Consider the following 15,390-nt stretch of genomic DNA (forward strand, 5'->3'; position numbering starts at 1 on the left):
CGTCCGCACCCTTCCGGCACGCCCGATTCACCGCAGGCGCCCAGCCGGGGAGGGCGGGAGGTGCCGTCGAGGCGCAGGCCCTGATGAGGGGTGATGGTGATGGCGGTCGGTCAGACGAGGGCGCCGGACCGGATCATGCGGTGGCTGCGGCAAGGGTGCCGGACCGGATCATGCGGTGGCTGCGGCAAGGGTGCCGGACCGGATCATGCGGTGGCTGCGGCAAGGGTGCCGGACCGGATCACGTGGCGGATGCGGCGAGCGTGCCGGACTGGATCACGTGGCGGATGTGGGCGGGGTCGGCGAGCACGCCGATGTCCTCCAGCGGGTCGCCGTCGAGCACCAGCAGGTCGGCGCGGGCGCCCACGGCGAGAGTGCCGATCTCGCCGGACATCCCGACCAGCTCCGCCGCGCCCGTGGTGGCGGCGCGCAGCACGTCGAGCGGCCGCTGCACCTCGGCGCGGAGCCGGAACTCCTGGTTCTGGTGCCGGTGCATGCCGCCGAGCAGGTCCGTCCCGTAGGCCAGCCGCACCCCGCCGCGCGCGGCGCGTTCGAGCGCGACGATGCCGGCTTCGAGCACGTCGTCCACCTTGCGCCAGCTGCTCTCCGACAGCCCGAACTCGCGGCCCTCCTCCTTCAGCGCCCAGTACGTCACCAGCGTCGGCACCAGGAAGGCGTCGTGCCGCAGGAACAGCTCCACGCTGGAGTCGTCGATGAGGTTGCCGTGCTCGATGGAGCGCACCCCGGCCTCCAGCGCCCGGTTGACGGCGCGGGCGGTGTAGGCGTGGGCGGCGACGTACCGGCCCGCGGCCTCGGCCTCCTCGACGGCGGCGCGCAGCTCGTCCATGGAGTACTGGGTGGAGTCGATGCGGTCGGTGGGGGAGGCGACGCCGCCGGACGCCATCACCTTGATGTGGTGCGCGCCCTTGCGCAGCTCGTCGCGGGCGGCGGTGCGTACGGCGTCCACGCCGTCGGCCACCCGTCCGACGCCCGCGCAGCACGGGTGGTCGTCGTCGAGGTGCTCGCCCCGGCCGCGGAAGTCGGCGTGGCCGCCGGTCTGGCTCAGCCCTTTGCCGCAGAACAGCAGCCGCGGCCCCCTGATCAGGCCCTCGGCCTGCGCGTCGGCGAGGCCGAAGTCGGCGCCCGACGCGTCGCGCACGGTGGTGAAGCCGCGGCTCAGCATGTCGCCCATGATGCGGGCGGCGTGCGCGGTCACGTACGACGGCGGCTTCGACCGCAGGGAACCGAGGTCGGCGCTGGAGGCGGTGACGTGCACGTGCGCGTCGATCAGGCCGGGCACGACCCGCGCGCCCGCCACGTCGATCACCCGGGTGCCGTCCGGCGCGGTGAGCCCGCGCCCGGTCTCGGCGATCCTGCCGTCGGCGCAGCGCAGGTCGGCCTCGGCGTACTCGCCGGTCTCGACGTCGAGCAGCAGCGCGTTGCGCAGCAGCAGGGTCATGCGGTACCTCCGAACGTGAAATCCTTGGCGATCTTCTGGGCGGCGGCCACCGAGGCGTCGTCGTAGGCGCCCTCGGCGTCGAGGATGTTCAGCACGGCGGCGACCTCGCCGTCCGGGCCGAGCACGGGCACGTTGATGATCGAGCCGCAGCCGAGGCTCTCGATGAGCTCGTGGTCGGCGAAGATCTCCCGTACGGCGGCCTTGTCGCGGCCGAAGTACGGCTCGCGCCGCTCGATGCAGGTGGCCAGCCACCGCTGGGCCACTTCGACGGTCTTCTCGCCGCCCACCGGATACTCGGCGGGGTGGCTGCTGTGGACGCGGCGCAGCGCGCGCCGCTGCGGCACCCAGGCCAGCACGGTGAACAGCCGCACGCCCACCTCCTCCCGTACGCGCCGCTCCAGCTCGTCCAGGTCGTTCACGTGGTCGCCTCCTCGGTGGCGGGTTCGGTGAGCTCTTCCAGCGATCGCCCTGCGGTGGCCAGCCCGAACACCATCACGCAGACCACCCCGGCCACCAGCACGGCGGTGGTGAGGCCGAACACCCCGGCGAAGCCGAGGCTCGCCGCCGACACGCCGATGATCGTCGGGGCCAGGATGCTGCCGACCCGCCCGAACGCGCTGGACAGGCCGGTGCCGGTGGCGCGGATCCAGGTCGGGAAGACCTCGGGGGTGTAGGAGTAGACGCCGGCGTACGTGCCGTTCAGGAAGAACGACAGCACCGCGCCCGCGAGCGTGATCGTGACGGGCGAGTCCATCTGCGACAGCCAGAACGCGCTGACCGCCGAGCCCGCGAGGTAGATGGCGATGGTGTTCTTGCGGTCGAGCCGCTCCGACAGCCAGGCCGCGGAGAAGTAGCCGGGGATCTGCGCCAGGTAGATGATGATCGAGAACTCGAAGCTCTTGGTGACCGTGATGCCGCGCTGCACGAGCAGCGTCGGGATCCAGGAGAAGAACCCGTAGTACGAGAACGTGATCACGAACCAGATCAGCCAGATGACCGCCGTGCGCTTGGCCATGGCCTTGCTCCACAGGTAGCGCAGGGCGCTGAGCAGGTTCACCTTGGGGGTCTCGGCGGCAGGGGCGACGGCGGTGCCGGGCACCGGGGGCAGCGGGCCGCCGACGGCGCGCTCGACGCGCCGCTCCAGGTCGGCGACCACCTGCTCGGCCTCGCTCGTACGGCCCTGCTGCAGCAGGTAGCGGGGCGACTCGGGCAGCGAGCGCCGCCACCACAGCAGCATGACGATGGGCACCGCGGTGATGATCTGCGCGATGCGCCAGCCCTCGTCGAACGTCGGCACCACGAACCGGCCGATCAGCGCCGCCGCCACGAAGCCGAACGAGAAGAACCCCGACAGTGCGCCGACGAACCAGCCGCGCCGCTTGGCCGGTACGAACTCCGACAGGAACGGCGCGATGATCGCGCTCTCCGCGCCGGCGCCCGCCCCGGCCAGCACGCGGGCGGCCAGGAACACCTCGTAGTTGGGGGCGAACGCGGCGACCACCGAGAAGGCGGCGTAGAAGGCGAGCGCGTACATCATGACCTTCTTGCGCCCGATCCTGTCGCCGAGCAGCCCGGCCGCCGTCGCGCCGAACAGGAACCCGAACGGCGTCGCCGATCCGATGATGCCGAGCTGCCCGTTGGACAGGTTCCATGCCTCCTGCGCGCTCGGCAGCAGGAACGCGACGACCGCGGAGTCCATGCCGTCGAAGGTGTATCCGAGGCCGCCGATCAGGAGGAGGAGGTAGTGAGGACGGCTCAGCGGGAGCCGGTCCAGACGGGCCAACAAGGTCATCGAACACACCTTTCACCAGGTTGTGGCCCTGCAGGTCGATTGCGCAGCAACATATAGTGCGTTTCGCTAAAATTGCAATGTTCTTTGCAAAACTCGCGGAGCCGGAGCACGTAGGATGCTCCCGGCTGAAGGCCCACAGAGCGGCCGAGCGGCCGGTGAGGAGAGAGAACGGGTGACAGGCACCGACAGCTTCGAGGAGTGGCTGCGCGAGCGGCTGCCGGCGCGCGGGCTGCGCGGCAAGTCGGCCGCCGTGCTCGAAGTGCTGCTCTCCCAGCCGCGCCGGGCCTCGTTCGGGTCGGCGCAGGAGCTGGCCCAGCTCGCCGGGGTCAACGTGGCCACCGTCACCCGCACGGCGCAGGCGCTCGGCTTCGCCGGCTGGCCCGCGCTCCAGCAGGAGCTGCGCGCCCGCTACCTCTCCTCGCTCAGCGCCGGCCAGGTCGCCGCCGAGCACCGGGGCGCCGGCTCGCCCAGCGCCCGCTCGCTGCGCCGCGACCTCGACAGCCTGGCCCTGCTCAACCGGCGGCTCGACGAGCGCGTCCTCGTCACCATCGCCGAGGCGGTCGCGGCGGCCCGGCGTACGGTGATCGTCGCCGACGGCAGCTACGCCGCCGTGGGCCTCGCGCTCGCGCACAACGCCCGCCTGGCCGGCTACCCGGTCACCGCCGTCACCGGGGGAGATGCCGAGCTCGCCAACACCATGGCCGCCATCGGCGAGGGCGACGTGCTGATCGCGATCAGCTTCTGGCGTCTGTACGAGAGCACCGTCCTGGCCGCCAACGAGGCCCGCGCGCGCGGCGTGCGCGTCTTCGCCGTCACCGACGCCGCCAGCCCCGCCCTGGCCAAGGCCGCCGAGGAGGTCGTCATGGTGCCGGCGGAGGGCGAGGCGTTCTTCCCGTCGCTGACCGCCGGCATCGCCGTCGCCCAGGCCCTGGTCACCCAGCTCGCCGCCGTGGACCCGGCGCGTACGGGGGCCTCCATCGAGGCGGCGGAGGCCATGTGGGGGAAGTTCTCACTCCTGCACCGCCGCCCCGCTCCCGCGCCCAGCTCCACGGACCGCCCCGCCTGACTCCAAGGACCGCCCCGCCGCCCCGCCTGGCTCCAAAGGACCGGCCCGCTGCCCCGCCTGACTTCGCGGATCGGCCCGCCGCCCCGAGCGAGCCGCATGAGAACTGCTCAGAAGCGCACGCTGGTCACGCGGGAGCGGCTATGGGCGCATACGGCCGCGGCCCGGCGGGCTGCGGTCACGGGGCGGGCGGCTGAGAACGAGGGCCGGCCGCAGGGGGCAGGTGCTCCGGATGCGCGCCGCTCCGCAGGGGCGGCTGCGGGCGCATGCGGGCGGCGGCCCGGCGGGCTGCGGTCACGGGGCGGGCGGCTGATTGCGGAGGCCGGGCCGTGGGCGCACTATGGGCGCGGGTCGATGGGGTGCGGGCGGGTCAGAGCCAGCTCGCGCGTACGCTGGTCGCGACTTCGGCGCCCTCGGGCACGGGCGAGGAACGGACGGCGTCGAGCAGCCGCGCGACCGTCTCCACGATCTCGGGCGCGCGCTCGCGCAGCCCCTTGACGTCGGCCTCGCTCACCGTGTCGCGCGGCTCGCCGGCCTGGTCGAGCACGCCTTCCAGGTCCGACAGCCGCTCCTGCAGCCACTTCAGCGGCTCCTGCGACAGCTGCGGGTCGAACACCCGCCGCCCCGGCTCCCAGCCGTTCACGCCCGGGTGGTGGTGCGTACGGTCGAAGCTGCCGGGCGTCCCCGAGACCGACTCCAGCAGGTCCACCCGCCAGATCGGCCGATCGACGGTGATCGGGCGGGCGGAGTAGATCGACCCCTTCAGCTCGCCCGTCTCCAGCCTGCGCAGCTCGAGCCGCACTCCGCGCTCGGCGCCCTCCTGCCCCTTCATGGGCTGGGGATCGACGAAGAAGATGTCGCTGACGGCCACGCCGATGCGATCGAAGCCGAAGAGGTAGAGCACGGGAGACCACGTCCTTCGCGGGTGTCGGGCACGCTCCTCGACTCAACGTAACACCGAGAACCGGGCGTTCAAGGGCGCGGCGCCAGGGCGTGGTCAGCGGGGTGGCAGGTGGTCGTGAGCCCACTGGGAGATCTGCTCGAGCGCCGGCATGAGCGCCCAGCCCGCCTCGGTCAGCTCGTACGACACCGCGACCGGCGGCCCCTCGTCGACCTTGCGGGCGACCAGCCCCGCCTTGGTCAGCTCGGAGAGCCGGTCGGACAGCACGGAGTCGCTGACCCCGTCGATGGCCCGTGACAGCTCGCGGAACCCGGCCGGTCCCGAGCGCAGGCTGCCCAGCACGACGGCGATCCAGCGCTTGCCGAGCAGGGTGAAGGCGCGGGTGAGCGCCTCGTCGCGGCGATTACAGGCTTCCACGTTGTGGGTCGTCGGTGCCGCCATGCCTTCAACGCTAGCAGAAATACTGCTGCTTTGATTTTCGAAGTAGGTATGAATAACCTAGCCGCATCTCGATACCTAGCAAGGAGTTCGCTGATGAGCCAGAAGCCTGCGGGCAGCCGCCCGTCCGTCGTGGTGCTCGGCGGTGGTTACGGCGGCCACAAGGTCGCCAAGCTGCTCGACGATGTCGCCGACGTGACGCTCGTCGACCCGTCTGACGCCTTCGTGCACAACGTGGCCTCATGGCGGGCGCTGGTCGAGCCCGAGTGGCTGGACCGGATCTTCCTGCCGTACAGCCGGCTGCTGAAGCACGGCCGGTTCCTGCGTGACAGGGCGGTCGCCGCCGACGGCCGCCGCGTGACGCTCGCGTCGGGGACCACGCTGGAGCCCGACTACCTGGTGCTGGCCACGGGGTCGGCCTACCCGTTCCCCGCCAAGATCGCCACTCCGGACGCGGCCGCCGCCAAGGCCGAGGTGCGCCGCGCGCACGACGCGCTGAAGGAGGCGGAGCGGGTGCTGCTGATCGGCGCCGGCCCGGTCGGGCTCGAGCTGGCGGGTGAGATCAAGGCGGCCTTCCCCCGCAAGCACGTCACGCTCGCCGACATGTCCGACGACATCCTGCCCGGCCCGTTCCAGCCGTCGCTGCGCGCGGAGCTGCGCCGCCAGCTCGACGAGATCGGCGTGGAGCTCAAGCTCGGCAGCCCGCTGCGGGAGCTGCCCGCCGCCGCGCCCGCCACGGTGGCGCCCATCGCGATCGCGACCGGAGCGGGGGAGAAGCTCGTCGCCGATATGTGGTTCCGCTGCTTCGGCGTGCAGCTGCGCACCGACTACCTGCGCGGCGAGCTGGCCGCCGCCCGTGACGCGCGCGGCTACGTACAGGTGGACGAGATGCTGCGGGTGCGCGGTCAGGAGCGGGTGTTCGCGATCGGCGACATCGCCGACGCCGACCGCGACATGGCCGCGTACGCCGGGCGGCAGGGCGAGCTGCTGGCGGGCAACCTGCGCGCGCTCATCACCGGCGAGGGCGAGCCGGTCCCGTACGAGAAGCAGCCGCCGATGATCCTCGTCCCGCTCGGCCCCGAGGGCGGCGCCGGCCAGCTCCCCGACCAGGGGGTCGTCGGCGCCGAGGCCGCCGCGGAGATCAAGGGCCGCGACATGCTCGCCACGTACGCGAGCGCGCACTTCGACGTCACGGACGCCACCGCCTGAGCCGGATCAGGGGCCTGGCCGCATGACCCGGGATGAGGGGGCGGGCCATGCGGCCCCGGATCCGCAGGCGGGGGACGCGGGTCAGGGCCGCGAGGGCCCGTGGCGGGGGCGCGCCCCCGGAGCCCCGGCGCGGGCCAGAGCGGGGGCGTGCCCCAGAGGCCCGGGCGGGCGCGGGTCAGGGTTCGACGAGGCCGGCGCGGATGGCGTAGCGGGTGAGTTCGAGCCGGTCGCGCATCCCGAGCTTCTGCAGGATGTTCGCCCGGTGCCGATCGACCGTCTTCACGCTGATGACCAGCGTCTCGGCGATCTCCTTGGCCGAGTTGCCCTCCGCGATCAGCTTGACGATCTCCTCCTCCCGAGGCGTCAGGATGCTCTCGGGCAGGCGCTCGCCCTCGCGGTCGCGCTGGAGGTAGTCGCGGATGAGCGCGGTGATCGCCCCGGGGTACAGGAAGGGCTCGCCCCGCATGGTGGCCCGGCACGCCTCCAGCAGGTCCTGGTCGGCGACCGACTTGAGCACATAACCGGACGCCCCGACCTTGAGCGACTCGAAGAAGTACTGCTCGTTGTCGTACATCGAGAGCATCAGGATGCGGATGCCGGGCGCCCGGCGGTTGATCTCCCTGGCCGCCTGGAGCCCGGTCATGCGGGGCATCGCGATGTCGAGGATGGCCAGATCCACCTTGTCGTCGTCGGCGGCGGCCACCGCCTCGGCGCCGTCCGCGGCCTCCGCGACCACCTCGAGGTCGGGCTCGGCGTCGAGGATCAGGCGCAGCCCCCGCCGTACGAGGGCGTGATCGTCGGCCAGCAGGATCCGGGTCTTGTTCACGAGGTTGCGCTCCGATTCGCGGGACATGGGATGACCAGGCTCACGCGCGTGCCCTCGCCTGGCGGTGAGTCGACGGTCAGGCGGGCGCCGATCAGCAGGGCACGCTCGCGCATGCCGCGGATCCCGGCGCCGTCCTGGCGCGCGCCGCCCTGCCCGTCGTCGGTGATCCGCAGCACCAGCCGGCCGTTCTCGGCCTTGAGCGACAGCTCGGCATGCTCGGCGTGGGCGTGCCTGGCGATGTTGGTCAGGCTCTCCTGCGCGATCCGGTACAGCACCAGCTCGACGTCCGAGCCGAGGTCGGGCAGGTCGGCCTCGACGCACCGGGTCACCTTCACGCCGCTCATCTGCGAGACGTCCACGGCCAGGGCGTTGAGCGCGCTGTGCAGGCCGAGGTCCTCCAGGACGCCGGGCCGCAGCCGCCGGGCGACCTGGCGGACCTCGTCGAGGCTGGCGCGCACGGTCTCCTGCACGGCGTGGAGCTCCTCGCGCAGGTCGTCGGGCGCGCGGTCCACCACACGCTTCAGCCCGAGCAGCACCACGGTCAGGCTCTGGCCGATCTCGTCGTGCAGCTCGCGGGCGATGCGCCGGCGCTCGCCCTCCTGCGCGGCCAGCGCGTGCGCGCTGCTCGCGCTGCGCTCGGCCTCCAGCCTGTCGAGCATCGCGTTGAACGTGTCGATCAGGTGGGTGAGGTCGCTGTTGCCCCCGTCGGACAGGCGGTCGCCGGTGCCCAGCAGGTCGACGCGCTGCATGAGCGAGGTGAGCGCGTCGAGCGGGGCCAGGCTGCGCCGCAGCAGCAGCGCGTTCGCGCCCAGCATCACCGCGAGCCCCACGAGCAGCACCGGCACTTCCGCGAGGACGATCGGCGATGAGATGGTGGCGGGAGAGAACGCCAGCACGAGCGTGCCGATCGTGAACACCAGCCCGTTGATGACAACCAGCCGCCGGAACAGCGCCTGAGCCGGTGTGCGCGGCAGTTGCACCGCCCGGTGCGCCGCCCCCTCGGCCACGCGGTCGTTCATAGCCTCAGCCTCTTCGTCTAGGGCCTTCGTTGTCCATCCGGGCTGACCCTCATCCGTAGCCCACGCCTACATGTTGTATCCCCGCGGAGATGGGTGACGGACCCGATGGTTCGGGCCCCCTTTCCGCCACGACACTTGAGCGGAGCCGGATTGGAGAGATAGCGGATGTCATGCATGCCAGCGAAATCGCCGTGAACCTGCCCACCGTCACCGCCGGCGACCCTGTCACCAAGGCGGTCCGCCTCATGGCCCTGGGCCGCATGCCCGGCCTGATCGTGGTGGACGAGCAGGGACGGCCCTCCTGCGTCCTGCCGGGGACGCAGGTCCTGCGGCTGGCGGTGCCGGGGGCGTACCAGGAGGACCCGGCCCTGTGCCGGGCCATCGACGAGGCCCACGCCGACGTGTTCTGGGGAGAGCTGGGCGAGCGGACGGTCGGTGACTGCCTGCCCCGGCATCCGGTCACCCCCGCGACCGTGCGCTTGGAGGCGACGCTGCTGGAGGTGGCCGCGCTGATGGCGCGGCTGCGCAGCCCCATCGTCGCCGTCGTCGGCCGCGACGGCGCGCTCGAGGGGGCCATCACCCTCGAACGCCTGCTCACCTGCCTGGCCCTCGCTTCAGACGACTGACAGAACCTTGGCCCGCCCGGCGTGTGCCGCGCGGCCACGCCTCGACCTTCCGGGCGTGCTCCGCCGGTGTCGCCGCGGCGGTTCACCCATCTCCGAAAGGTCTTCGCCATGTTCGCCCTTCACTGCGTTGTTCCGTCATGCGTTGAATGTCTGCTTTGTCGATACGTACCCGCTGAACGCGGGCTCTCCGCCGACGGGCAGGCCGGCCCGCCGGGGCGGCACGGATGAGCGCCTTCCTCGCACTGGCCATCTTCATCGTGGCGTTCTTCTTCATCGCCACGGAGAAGGTCAACAAGGTCAAAGTCGTCCTCATCGCCGCGGGGCTGATGGCCGTGCTCGGCCTGATCCCGGGCGCGGAGGTGTTCTACTCCGAGCACGAGGGCATCGACTGGAACGTCATCTTCCTGCTGTTCGGCATGATGATCATCGTCGGGATCATCAAGCAGACAGGCGTCTTCGATTACCTGGCCATCTGGGCGGCCAAACGCGCCAAAGGACGGCCCTACCGGCTGATGGTGATGCTGATGGGCATCACCGCCATCGCCTCGCCGTTCCTCGACAACGTCACCACCATCATGCTGGTGGCGCCCGTCACGATCGTGGTGTGCAACCGGCTGCGGATCAGCGCGCGGCCGTACCTGATCGCCGAGGTGCTGGCCTCCAACATCGGCGGCGCGGCCACGCTCATCGGCGACCCGCCCAACATCATCATCGGCAGCCGCGGCGGGCTGACGTTCAACGACTTCCTCGTGCACATGACGCCGATCGTGGTGCTCATCTTCACCGTGTTCGTGCTGTTCACCAGGGTGCTGTTCCGCAACTCGTTCCAGTACAACGCCGAGCACGTGGCCGAGGTGATGGCGCTGCAGGAGCGGCGGGCCATCACCGACCCGCGGCTGCTGGTGCGCTGCCTGGTGGTGCTCGGTGCGGTGATCGCCGGGTTCGGGCTGCACGCGGTGGTGCACGTCGAGCCGTCGATCGTGGCGCTCGTCGGCGCCGGCGTCATGCTGCTGGTCTCCCGCGCGAACGTCGACGACGTGCTGCGCGAGGTCGAGTGGCCGACGCTGGTGTTCTTCATGGGCCTGTTCGTCATGGTGGCGGGGCTCGTGCACACCGGCGTGATCGCCGCCATCGGCACCTGGGCGCTGGACGTGCTGGGCGACAACTACCTGGTCGCCGCGACGGCGCTGCTGTTCGGCTCTGGCGCGCTCGGCGCGTTCTTCGACAACATCCCCTACGTCGCCACGACCGCGCCCATCGTGGAAGGCGTCGTCGAGGCCGCGACCGACCCGCAGGCCGGGCAGGCGCTGTGGTGGGCCTTCGCGCTCGGCGCCGACTTCGGCGGCAACGGCACCGCGGTCGCGGCCAGCCCCAACGTGGTCGCGCTCGGCATCGCCGCGCGCAACGGACACAAGATCAGCTTCTGGCAGTTCACCCGGTACGGCATCATCGTCACCGCGCTGAGCATCGCGCTCGCCTGGCTGTACGTCTGGCTGCGCTACTTCACCTGATCCCGCGCCCCTGGCGGCCTCAGGGTCAGATCAGGGGCGATCACCGATGAGCGGGCCGGGCGGAACGGGGCATCGTGGCCCGTATGAACCCCGCAAGCCGCCTGGCCCAGATCTCCTTCACCGCCGGCCCCGCCGCCTTGCTCGCCGGCTGGTTCCTCCTCCGTCCCATCCACGGTGAGGCGGAGCCCGGTCCCTGGTGGACGGCAGGGCACCTCGCCTGGCTGGCCGGATTCGCGATGTTCGGCCTCATGATCTTCGCCATGCGCGGCCTGGCCGGACCGGTACGCGGCGGCCGCCGGGCGGCGGTGGAGGCGGCGACCGTCGTCGCGCTGCTCGGCGTGGCCGCCAACCTCGCCCAGCTCGCCATCGCCCTGCACGCCGGGTTCACCGCCTCCGACGGCGAGCAGATGCGGGCGCTGCTGAGCCAGGCGCGCGCCTACCCGGGGATCGAGCTGGTCGTCTACACGCCGGGTGCGCAGCTGTTCTTCTTCGCGGTGCTCGCGATGGCGGCCGTCCTCGCCCTGCTGCGCCGGGTCACCACGGTCAGCGCCGGCGTCACCGCCGCCGGCGTGGTCCTGCTGGGCGTGGCCACGCTCCAGGAGGGCGCCGGCACCGCGCTGGCCGCCGTCGGCATGGCGGTCATGTGGCTCGGCACGCTGCTGCTCGGCCGCGGGCCGTCCGGCGACGGCCTCCCCGCGACCACCCCGACCCGGGCCTGACGTCGGTGCGCGCCAGGCGCGGCCACGGTGCGATGGGCGGCGCGCGGGCCGGCTCCGGCGCGACGGTCAGCGTTCGCGGGGCGGGCAGACCGGCTCGTACGGGCGGTCCGGCAGGTAGTGCCGCCACTCCTCCTGGGTCAGGCTCCGGCCCGCCCGCATGCACACGGTCTCGGCCAGCGCCGGCACCGTGGTCGGCAGCCGGGTCAGCCGCCCGCCCCTGCCGATGGCCAGCACCTCGGCGGAGCCGGCGGTGAAGGCCACCGAGCGGGCGCTGCCGGTGAGCCCCACCGGCGGGCCGATCCGCCGTCCCTGACGCACGTCCCACAGGCTGAGCGTGTTGTCCTGCGAGGCGAAGGCGAACAGCCGGCCGTCGGACGAGAACGCCGCGTCCCACGGCGGGCCCTCCATCCGCATCCAGTTGCCCACCTGCATGCCCGTCGCGGTGTCCCAGACGCCGACCTTGCCGGAGAAGTTCGCCGCGACCAGGTCGAGCTCCGCGCCGAACCACACGTCGTCGGCCTGCCCCGGCAGCGACAGCCGGGCGCCGAGCGGCGTGCCGGTCTCCAGGTCCACCAGCCGCGACCCGGCGCCGTCGAGCCCGACGAGCCGCCCGTCGGCGGTGGCGGTCCAGCCGAGCAGCCGCTCCGGCCTCGGCACCTGCTTGAGCCGCCGCCCGCCGGGCAGCCCCCAGAGCGTGAACGTCCGCTCGCCCGCCGTCCACAGGCCCTTCGCGGTCGGCAGCACCGATCTCGCCTCGACCTCGGCGGCGAACTCCGGGGTGAGCGCGGCGAGCTTCCGCCACGAGGCGGTCTCGTGGACCGTGACGTGGTCCGCCCGCCGCACCGCGAGCAGCCGGTCGTCGGGGCTGAAGGCCAGCTCGCTGTCGTAGTCGTCGAAGTGGCCCACCTTCCTGTGGCGGCCGTTCAGCGTGATGTCGGTGCTGCCGAGCGCGTGCATGGCCACCGTGCGGCCGTCGCCGCTCAGCCGTACGGCGTCCATCGGCTCGTCGGACGGCGGGGCGGGCACCAGCGTCACCACCGTGTCGTCGCTGAGGTAGCGCAGCCCGCCGGGGCCGAACGCGGCGGCCGTCACCGGGTCGCGCGGGCGGCGCTGCAGCAGCAGCGGCTCGCCGGCGCCCGGCCGCCACACCTTGATCGACCTGCCGACGCCCGCGACCAGCTCGCCGTCCGCGCTGAACACGGGCACGGCGTGCGCCTCCCAGCCGTACAGGACGTCGATCTCCTCGCGGGTGCGGGTGTCGTACACGGTCAGGCCGTCGTCGTCGCTGATCGCCAGCCGCGCGCCATCCGGGCTGAAGGCGGCGGCGCTGTCGCAGTCGGCGCACACGCCCGGGTAGCCGGGGCGGCGCTTGCCCGACGGCAGCAGGTAGATGTCGGGGCCCGCCACCGCGTACCGGCCGCTCGGGTGCACGGCGGGCCGCCGCATGGTGGGCAGCGACGTCGTCTTCCCGGTACGCCAGTCGTAGACGCGCGTGCCCTGCCCGGCCGTCACCAGCAGCCTGCCGCCGCTGAACGCGATCGACAGGTCCACCGCGCCGGGTGCGGGCAGCCGGCGGCCGAGCGGGCGTCCCGTGGCCAGCTCCCACAGGCCCACGCCCGTGTCGTCGGCCACGGCAAGCACCTTGCCGTCCTCGCTGACCGCCGCTCCCCGCAGCCGTCCGCTCTCGGGGTCGGTGTCGTAGCCGTCGGCGGCGGCCCTGGCCGCCTCCCGCATCCGCCCGGCCCCAGCCCCGGCGCCGGCCCCAGATCCGGCTCCGGCCGCGCTTCCGGCTCCGCCGGCCGCCCCGGATTTGGCCTCGCTTCCGGCTCCGGCGGCCTCAGAGCCCGTCGTGGCGGATCCAGAGCCTGTCGCGGTGGAGCCGGAGCCCGCGGCGGCGGGCGGAGGGCCGGTGATGGCGGCGGTGAAGCCGCCGGTGCGGCGGCCGGTGGCGACGTCCCACACCGTGACCGCGCCGGGGGTGACGCTCACCAGCGAGCGCCCGTCGGCGGTCAGCGTGCGCACGATGTCGGGGCCGAGCGCCGGGTCGTGGAAGGCCGTGGTCGCCGGGTCGGAGGCCGCCGCGATCAGGCTCGACCTGGCCGCGCCCGTGGGCGACAGCTTCCCCGCGGCGGCGGCGAGCAGCATGCCGAGCACGGGGTCGCGCCCGCGTACGGTGTGGGACGCGGCGGCCAGCCGGGCCGAGTCGGCCGCGTCGCGCTGCCCGGCCAGCGTGGTGCTCTGCCGCCAGGCCAGCCCGCCCGCGCCCACGGCGAGCGCGAGCAGCGCGGCGAGGCCCACCGACAGCAGCCGGATGCGGCGCGTGCGCCGCCGGGTGAGCGTGGCGGACGCGGCCAGGAAGTCCCGCTCGGCGGGGGTGAGCGTGAGGTGCTTGCGCTCGGCGGCGGCCCAGCGCAGCGCGTCGTCGAGGGTGCTGCCGTGGAACAGGTCGGCGTCCTTGCGGCCGTGCCGCTGCCAGCGTCCGGTGGCCGCCGTGATGCGGCGGTGCACGGCCAGGCCGTCGCGGTCGGCCTCGATCCAGCCGCGCAGCCGGGGCCAGGCCAGCGGCAGCGCGGGGCGCAGCAGGCGTACGGGGTCGCCGCCGGACACCAGGTACGAGAACGCCGACAGCACCCGGTCGATCCCGGCGGGCAGCTCGGACCTGCGGGCCTCGCGCAGCGCCAGCTCGCCTTCGTCGGTCACGGTGACCAGCCGCAGGAACAGCTCAGGCACGAGGAGCCGGTCCTCCGGCGGGAGCGCGGCGTAGGCGTCCTCGGCGATCACGTCGAGCGCCGGGTCGGCCGCGACAGCGAACGCGGCGGTGACCCGCCGCCCGTCACCGGCGCCCAGCGCGAGGAGCTGCTCGGTGTCCACGGAGCCCGCGGCGCCCCGGACGTGCCGCCGCGTGGTGTCCATGGTGCGGTGTGCGCGCCTCCGTGCGGGGCCCGGGGTGTCCTGAGGGTGCGCGCCGCCGGAGGCGAGCGGGCGTACGGCGTCGCCGGTCCTGGTCAGCAGACGGGCGGGCAGCACGGGATCGGTACCGGTCAGCAGGGCGAGCAGCAGATCGCGGGAGGTCGGACGCTCCGCGGGGTCCTTGGCCAGCGCGGCGCCCACCGGGCGGCGCAGCGACGCGGGCAGCACCGACAGGTCGGGCTCGTGGGCGAGCACGCGGTGCATGACCGCGGCGACCGAGTCGCCGGTGAACGGGTCCTCGCCGGTGGCGGCGTACAGGACGACCGCGCCCCAGGCGAACACGTCGGCGGCGGGACCGGCCCGCTCGCCGGAGAGCACCTCGGGCGCGAGGTAGCCGGGCGTGCCCGTGACCGAGCCGGTGGAGCTGAGCGTCATCTCCTGCGTACGGGCGATGCCGAAGTCGATCACCCGGGGCCCGTCGGGGCCGAGCAGCACGTTGTCCGGCTTGAGGTCGCGGTGCACGACGCCGGCGTCGTGCACCGCGGTCAGCGCCGTGGCGATCGCGGTGGCCAGGCGGTGCAGGTCGTCGCCGCCGAAGGTGCGCCCGGCGGCGCGCAGGCTGGGCCCTTCGACGTACGCGCTGACGATGTACGGCCTGGGTCCCTCGAGATCGGCGTCCAGCACCCTGGCGGTGCAGAACGGCGCGACCCGCTGCGCGGCGGCGGCCTCCCTGGCCAGCCGTTCGCGCAGCCGGGGCTGCCCGTCGGGGTCGCCGCGCAGCACCTTGACCGCGACCCGCGTGCCGTCCTCGTCATAGCCCTCGTAGACGACTCCCTGGCCGCCTTCGCCGAGGCCAGGCCAGCCAGTAGCCGCCGAGTCGCTGCGGGTCACCGTCGATCAGTGGACTGCTCATGCCAGGT

At 73.2% G+C, this 15,390-nt stretch carries 13 protein-coding genes; 5 read left to right on the forward strand and 8 right to left on the reverse strand.

All coding sequences use genetic code 11. The annotated features are described in order from the left end of the window. Positions 1 to 238 precede the first annotated feature (238 nt). The 3 genes from ACFMQL_RS25300 to ACFMQL_RS25310 are packed head-to-tail and all read right to left on the reverse strand — an operon-like array spanning position 239 to position 3,248. Positions 239 to 1,456: an amidohydrolase family protein gene (locus tag ACFMQL_RS25300; RefSeq protein ID WP_364056312.1), complete on the reverse strand. Its 1,218-nt coding sequence runs from the start codon at positions 1,454 to 1,456 to the stop codon at positions 239 to 241. Then, complete coding sequence (locus ACFMQL_RS25305; protein ID WP_364056309.1) at positions 1,453 to 1,875, reverse strand: GAF domain-containing protein; 423 nt, start codon at positions 1,873 to 1,875, stop codon at positions 1,453 to 1,455. The genes ACFMQL_RS25300 and ACFMQL_RS25305 overlap by 4 nt, the downstream gene beginning before the upstream one ends. Beyond that, the gene (locus ACFMQL_RS25310) at positions 1,872 to 3,248 is read right to left on the reverse strand and encodes an MFS transporter (RefSeq protein WP_378787322.1); all 1,377 of its coding nucleotides are present in this window, start codon (positions 3,246 to 3,248) and stop codon (positions 1,872 to 1,874) included. Before ACFMQL_RS25310 ends, ACFMQL_RS25305 begins: the two co-directional genes overlap by 4 nt. Positions 3,249 to 3,420: 172 nt before the next feature. On the opposite strand from ACFMQL_RS25310, the gene ACFMQL_RS25315 reads away from it, so the two are divergent. Continuing rightward, entirely contained in the window at positions 3,421 to 4,314 is an 894-nt protein-coding gene (locus ACFMQL_RS25315; RefSeq protein WP_378787324.1) for a MurR/RpiR family transcriptional regulator, read from the forward strand. A 367-nt stretch (positions 4,315 to 4,681) separates the two neighbouring features. Here ACFMQL_RS25315 and ACFMQL_RS25320 read toward each other — a convergent pair whose 3' ends face one another. Both ACFMQL_RS25320 and ACFMQL_RS25325 read right to left on the reverse strand, forming a co-directional pair. After that, the gene (locus ACFMQL_RS25320; protein ID WP_364056300.1) at positions 4,682 to 5,215 is read right to left on the reverse strand and encodes a hypothetical protein; all 534 of its coding nucleotides are present in this window, start codon (positions 5,213 to 5,215) and stop codon (positions 4,682 to 4,684) included. A 93-nt stretch (positions 5,216 to 5,308) separates the two neighbouring features. Continuing rightward, positions 5,309 to 5,653, reverse strand: coding sequence for a helix-turn-helix domain-containing protein (locus tag ACFMQL_RS25325; RefSeq protein ID WP_364056297.1), 345 nt, complete (start codon positions 5,651 to 5,653; stop codon positions 5,309 to 5,311). A 93-nt stretch (positions 5,654 to 5,746) separates the two neighbouring features. On the opposite strand from ACFMQL_RS25325, the gene ACFMQL_RS25330 reads away from it, so the two are divergent. Further along, entirely contained in the window at positions 5,747 to 6,859 is a 1,113-nt protein-coding gene (locus tag ACFMQL_RS25330; protein WP_378787325.1) for an NAD(P)/FAD-dependent oxidoreductase, read from the forward strand. 175 nt (positions 6,860 to 7,034) lie between these two features. On the opposite strand, the gene ACFMQL_RS25335 is transcribed toward ACFMQL_RS25330, so the two are convergent. Both ACFMQL_RS25335 and ACFMQL_RS25340 read right to left on the reverse strand, forming a co-directional pair. Further along, positions 7,035 to 7,712 carry a response regulator transcription factor gene (locus ACFMQL_RS25335; protein WP_364056291.1) on the reverse strand — a complete coding sequence of 226 codons (678 nt, stop codon included), beginning with the start codon at positions 7,710 to 7,712 and terminating at the stop codon, positions 7,035 to 7,037. After that, positions 7,682 to 8,704 (reverse strand): histidine kinase, encoded by a 1,023-nt coding sequence (locus tag ACFMQL_RS25340; RefSeq protein WP_364056288.1) that lies wholly within the window; start codon positions 8,702 to 8,704, stop codon positions 7,682 to 7,684. Before ACFMQL_RS25340 ends, ACFMQL_RS25335 begins: the two co-directional genes overlap by 31 nt. Before the next feature lie 170 nt (positions 8,705 to 8,874). On the opposite strand from ACFMQL_RS25340, the gene ACFMQL_RS25345 reads away from it, so the two are divergent. From ACFMQL_RS25345 to ACFMQL_RS25355, 3 genes are all read left to right on the forward strand, one after another. Continuing rightward, positions 8,875 to 9,330 (forward strand): CBS domain-containing protein, encoded by a 456-nt coding sequence (locus ACFMQL_RS25345; RefSeq protein WP_364056286.1) that lies wholly within the window; start codon positions 8,875 to 8,877, stop codon positions 9,328 to 9,330. Positions 9,331 to 9,554: 224 nt separating this feature from the next. Then, positions 9,555 to 10,841 carry an ArsB/NhaD family transporter gene (locus ACFMQL_RS25350; protein ID WP_364056283.1) on the forward strand — a complete coding sequence of 429 codons (1,287 nt, stop codon included), beginning with the start codon at positions 9,555 to 9,557 and terminating at the stop codon, positions 10,839 to 10,841. A gap of 83 nt (positions 10,842 to 10,924) precedes the next feature. Further along, on the forward strand, positions 10,925 to 11,560 hold the full coding sequence (locus tag ACFMQL_RS25355) for a hypothetical protein (protein WP_364056280.1): 636 nt from the start codon (positions 10,925 to 10,927) through the stop codon (positions 11,558 to 11,560). A gap of 66 nt (positions 11,561 to 11,626) precedes the next feature. Here ACFMQL_RS25355 and ACFMQL_RS25360 read toward each other — a convergent pair whose 3' ends face one another. Further along, positions 11,627 to 15,361, reverse strand: coding sequence for a WD40 repeat domain-containing serine/threonine-protein kinase (locus ACFMQL_RS25360; protein WP_378787328.1), 3,735 nt, complete (start codon positions 15,359 to 15,361; stop codon positions 11,627 to 11,629). Between the last annotated feature and the right edge of the window lie 29 nt (positions 15,362 to 15,390).

The sequence above is a fragment of the Nonomuraea fastidiosa genome, from assembly GCF_042751225.1.
In the GTDB taxonomy this organism is placed as follows: Bacteria; Actinomycetota; Actinomycetes; order Streptosporangiales; family Streptosporangiaceae; genus Nonomuraea; species Nonomuraea fastidiosa.

Excerpts from the sequence above, each read along its gene's own strand:
- ACFMQL_RS25300 (WP_364056312.1), bottom strand. The coding sequence starts at position 1,456 with ATGACCCTGCTGCTGCGCAACGCGCTGCTGCTCGACGTCGAGACCGGC.
- ACFMQL_RS25310 (WP_378787322.1), bottom strand. The coding sequence starts at position 3,248 with ATGACCTTGTTGGCCCGTCTGGACCGGCTCCCGCTGAGCCGTCCTCAC.
- ACFMQL_RS25325 (WP_364056297.1), bottom strand. The coding sequence starts at position 5,653 with ATGGCGGCACCGACGACCCACAACGTGGAAGCCTGTAATCGCCGCGAC.
- ACFMQL_RS25330 (WP_378787325.1), top strand. The coding sequence starts at position 5,747 with ATGAGCCAGAAGCCTGCGGGCAGCCGCCCGTCCGTCGTGGTGCTCGGC.
- ACFMQL_RS25335 (WP_364056291.1), bottom strand. The coding sequence starts at position 7,712 with ATGTCCCGCGAATCGGAGCGCAACCTCGTGAACAAGACCCGGATCCTG.
- ACFMQL_RS25340 (WP_364056288.1), bottom strand. The coding sequence starts at position 8,704 with ATGAACGACCGCGTGGCCGAGGGGGCGGCGCACCGGGCGGTGCAACTG.
- ACFMQL_RS25345 (WP_364056286.1), top strand. The coding sequence starts at position 8,875 with ATGCATGCCAGCGAAATCGCCGTGAACCTGCCCACCGTCACCGCCGGC.
- ACFMQL_RS25350 (WP_364056283.1), top strand. The coding sequence starts at position 9,555 with ATGAGCGCCTTCCTCGCACTGGCCATCTTCATCGTGGCGTTCTTCTTC.
- ACFMQL_RS25355 (WP_364056280.1), top strand. The coding sequence starts at position 10,925 with ATGAACCCCGCAAGCCGCCTGGCCCAGATCTCCTTCACCGCCGGCCCC.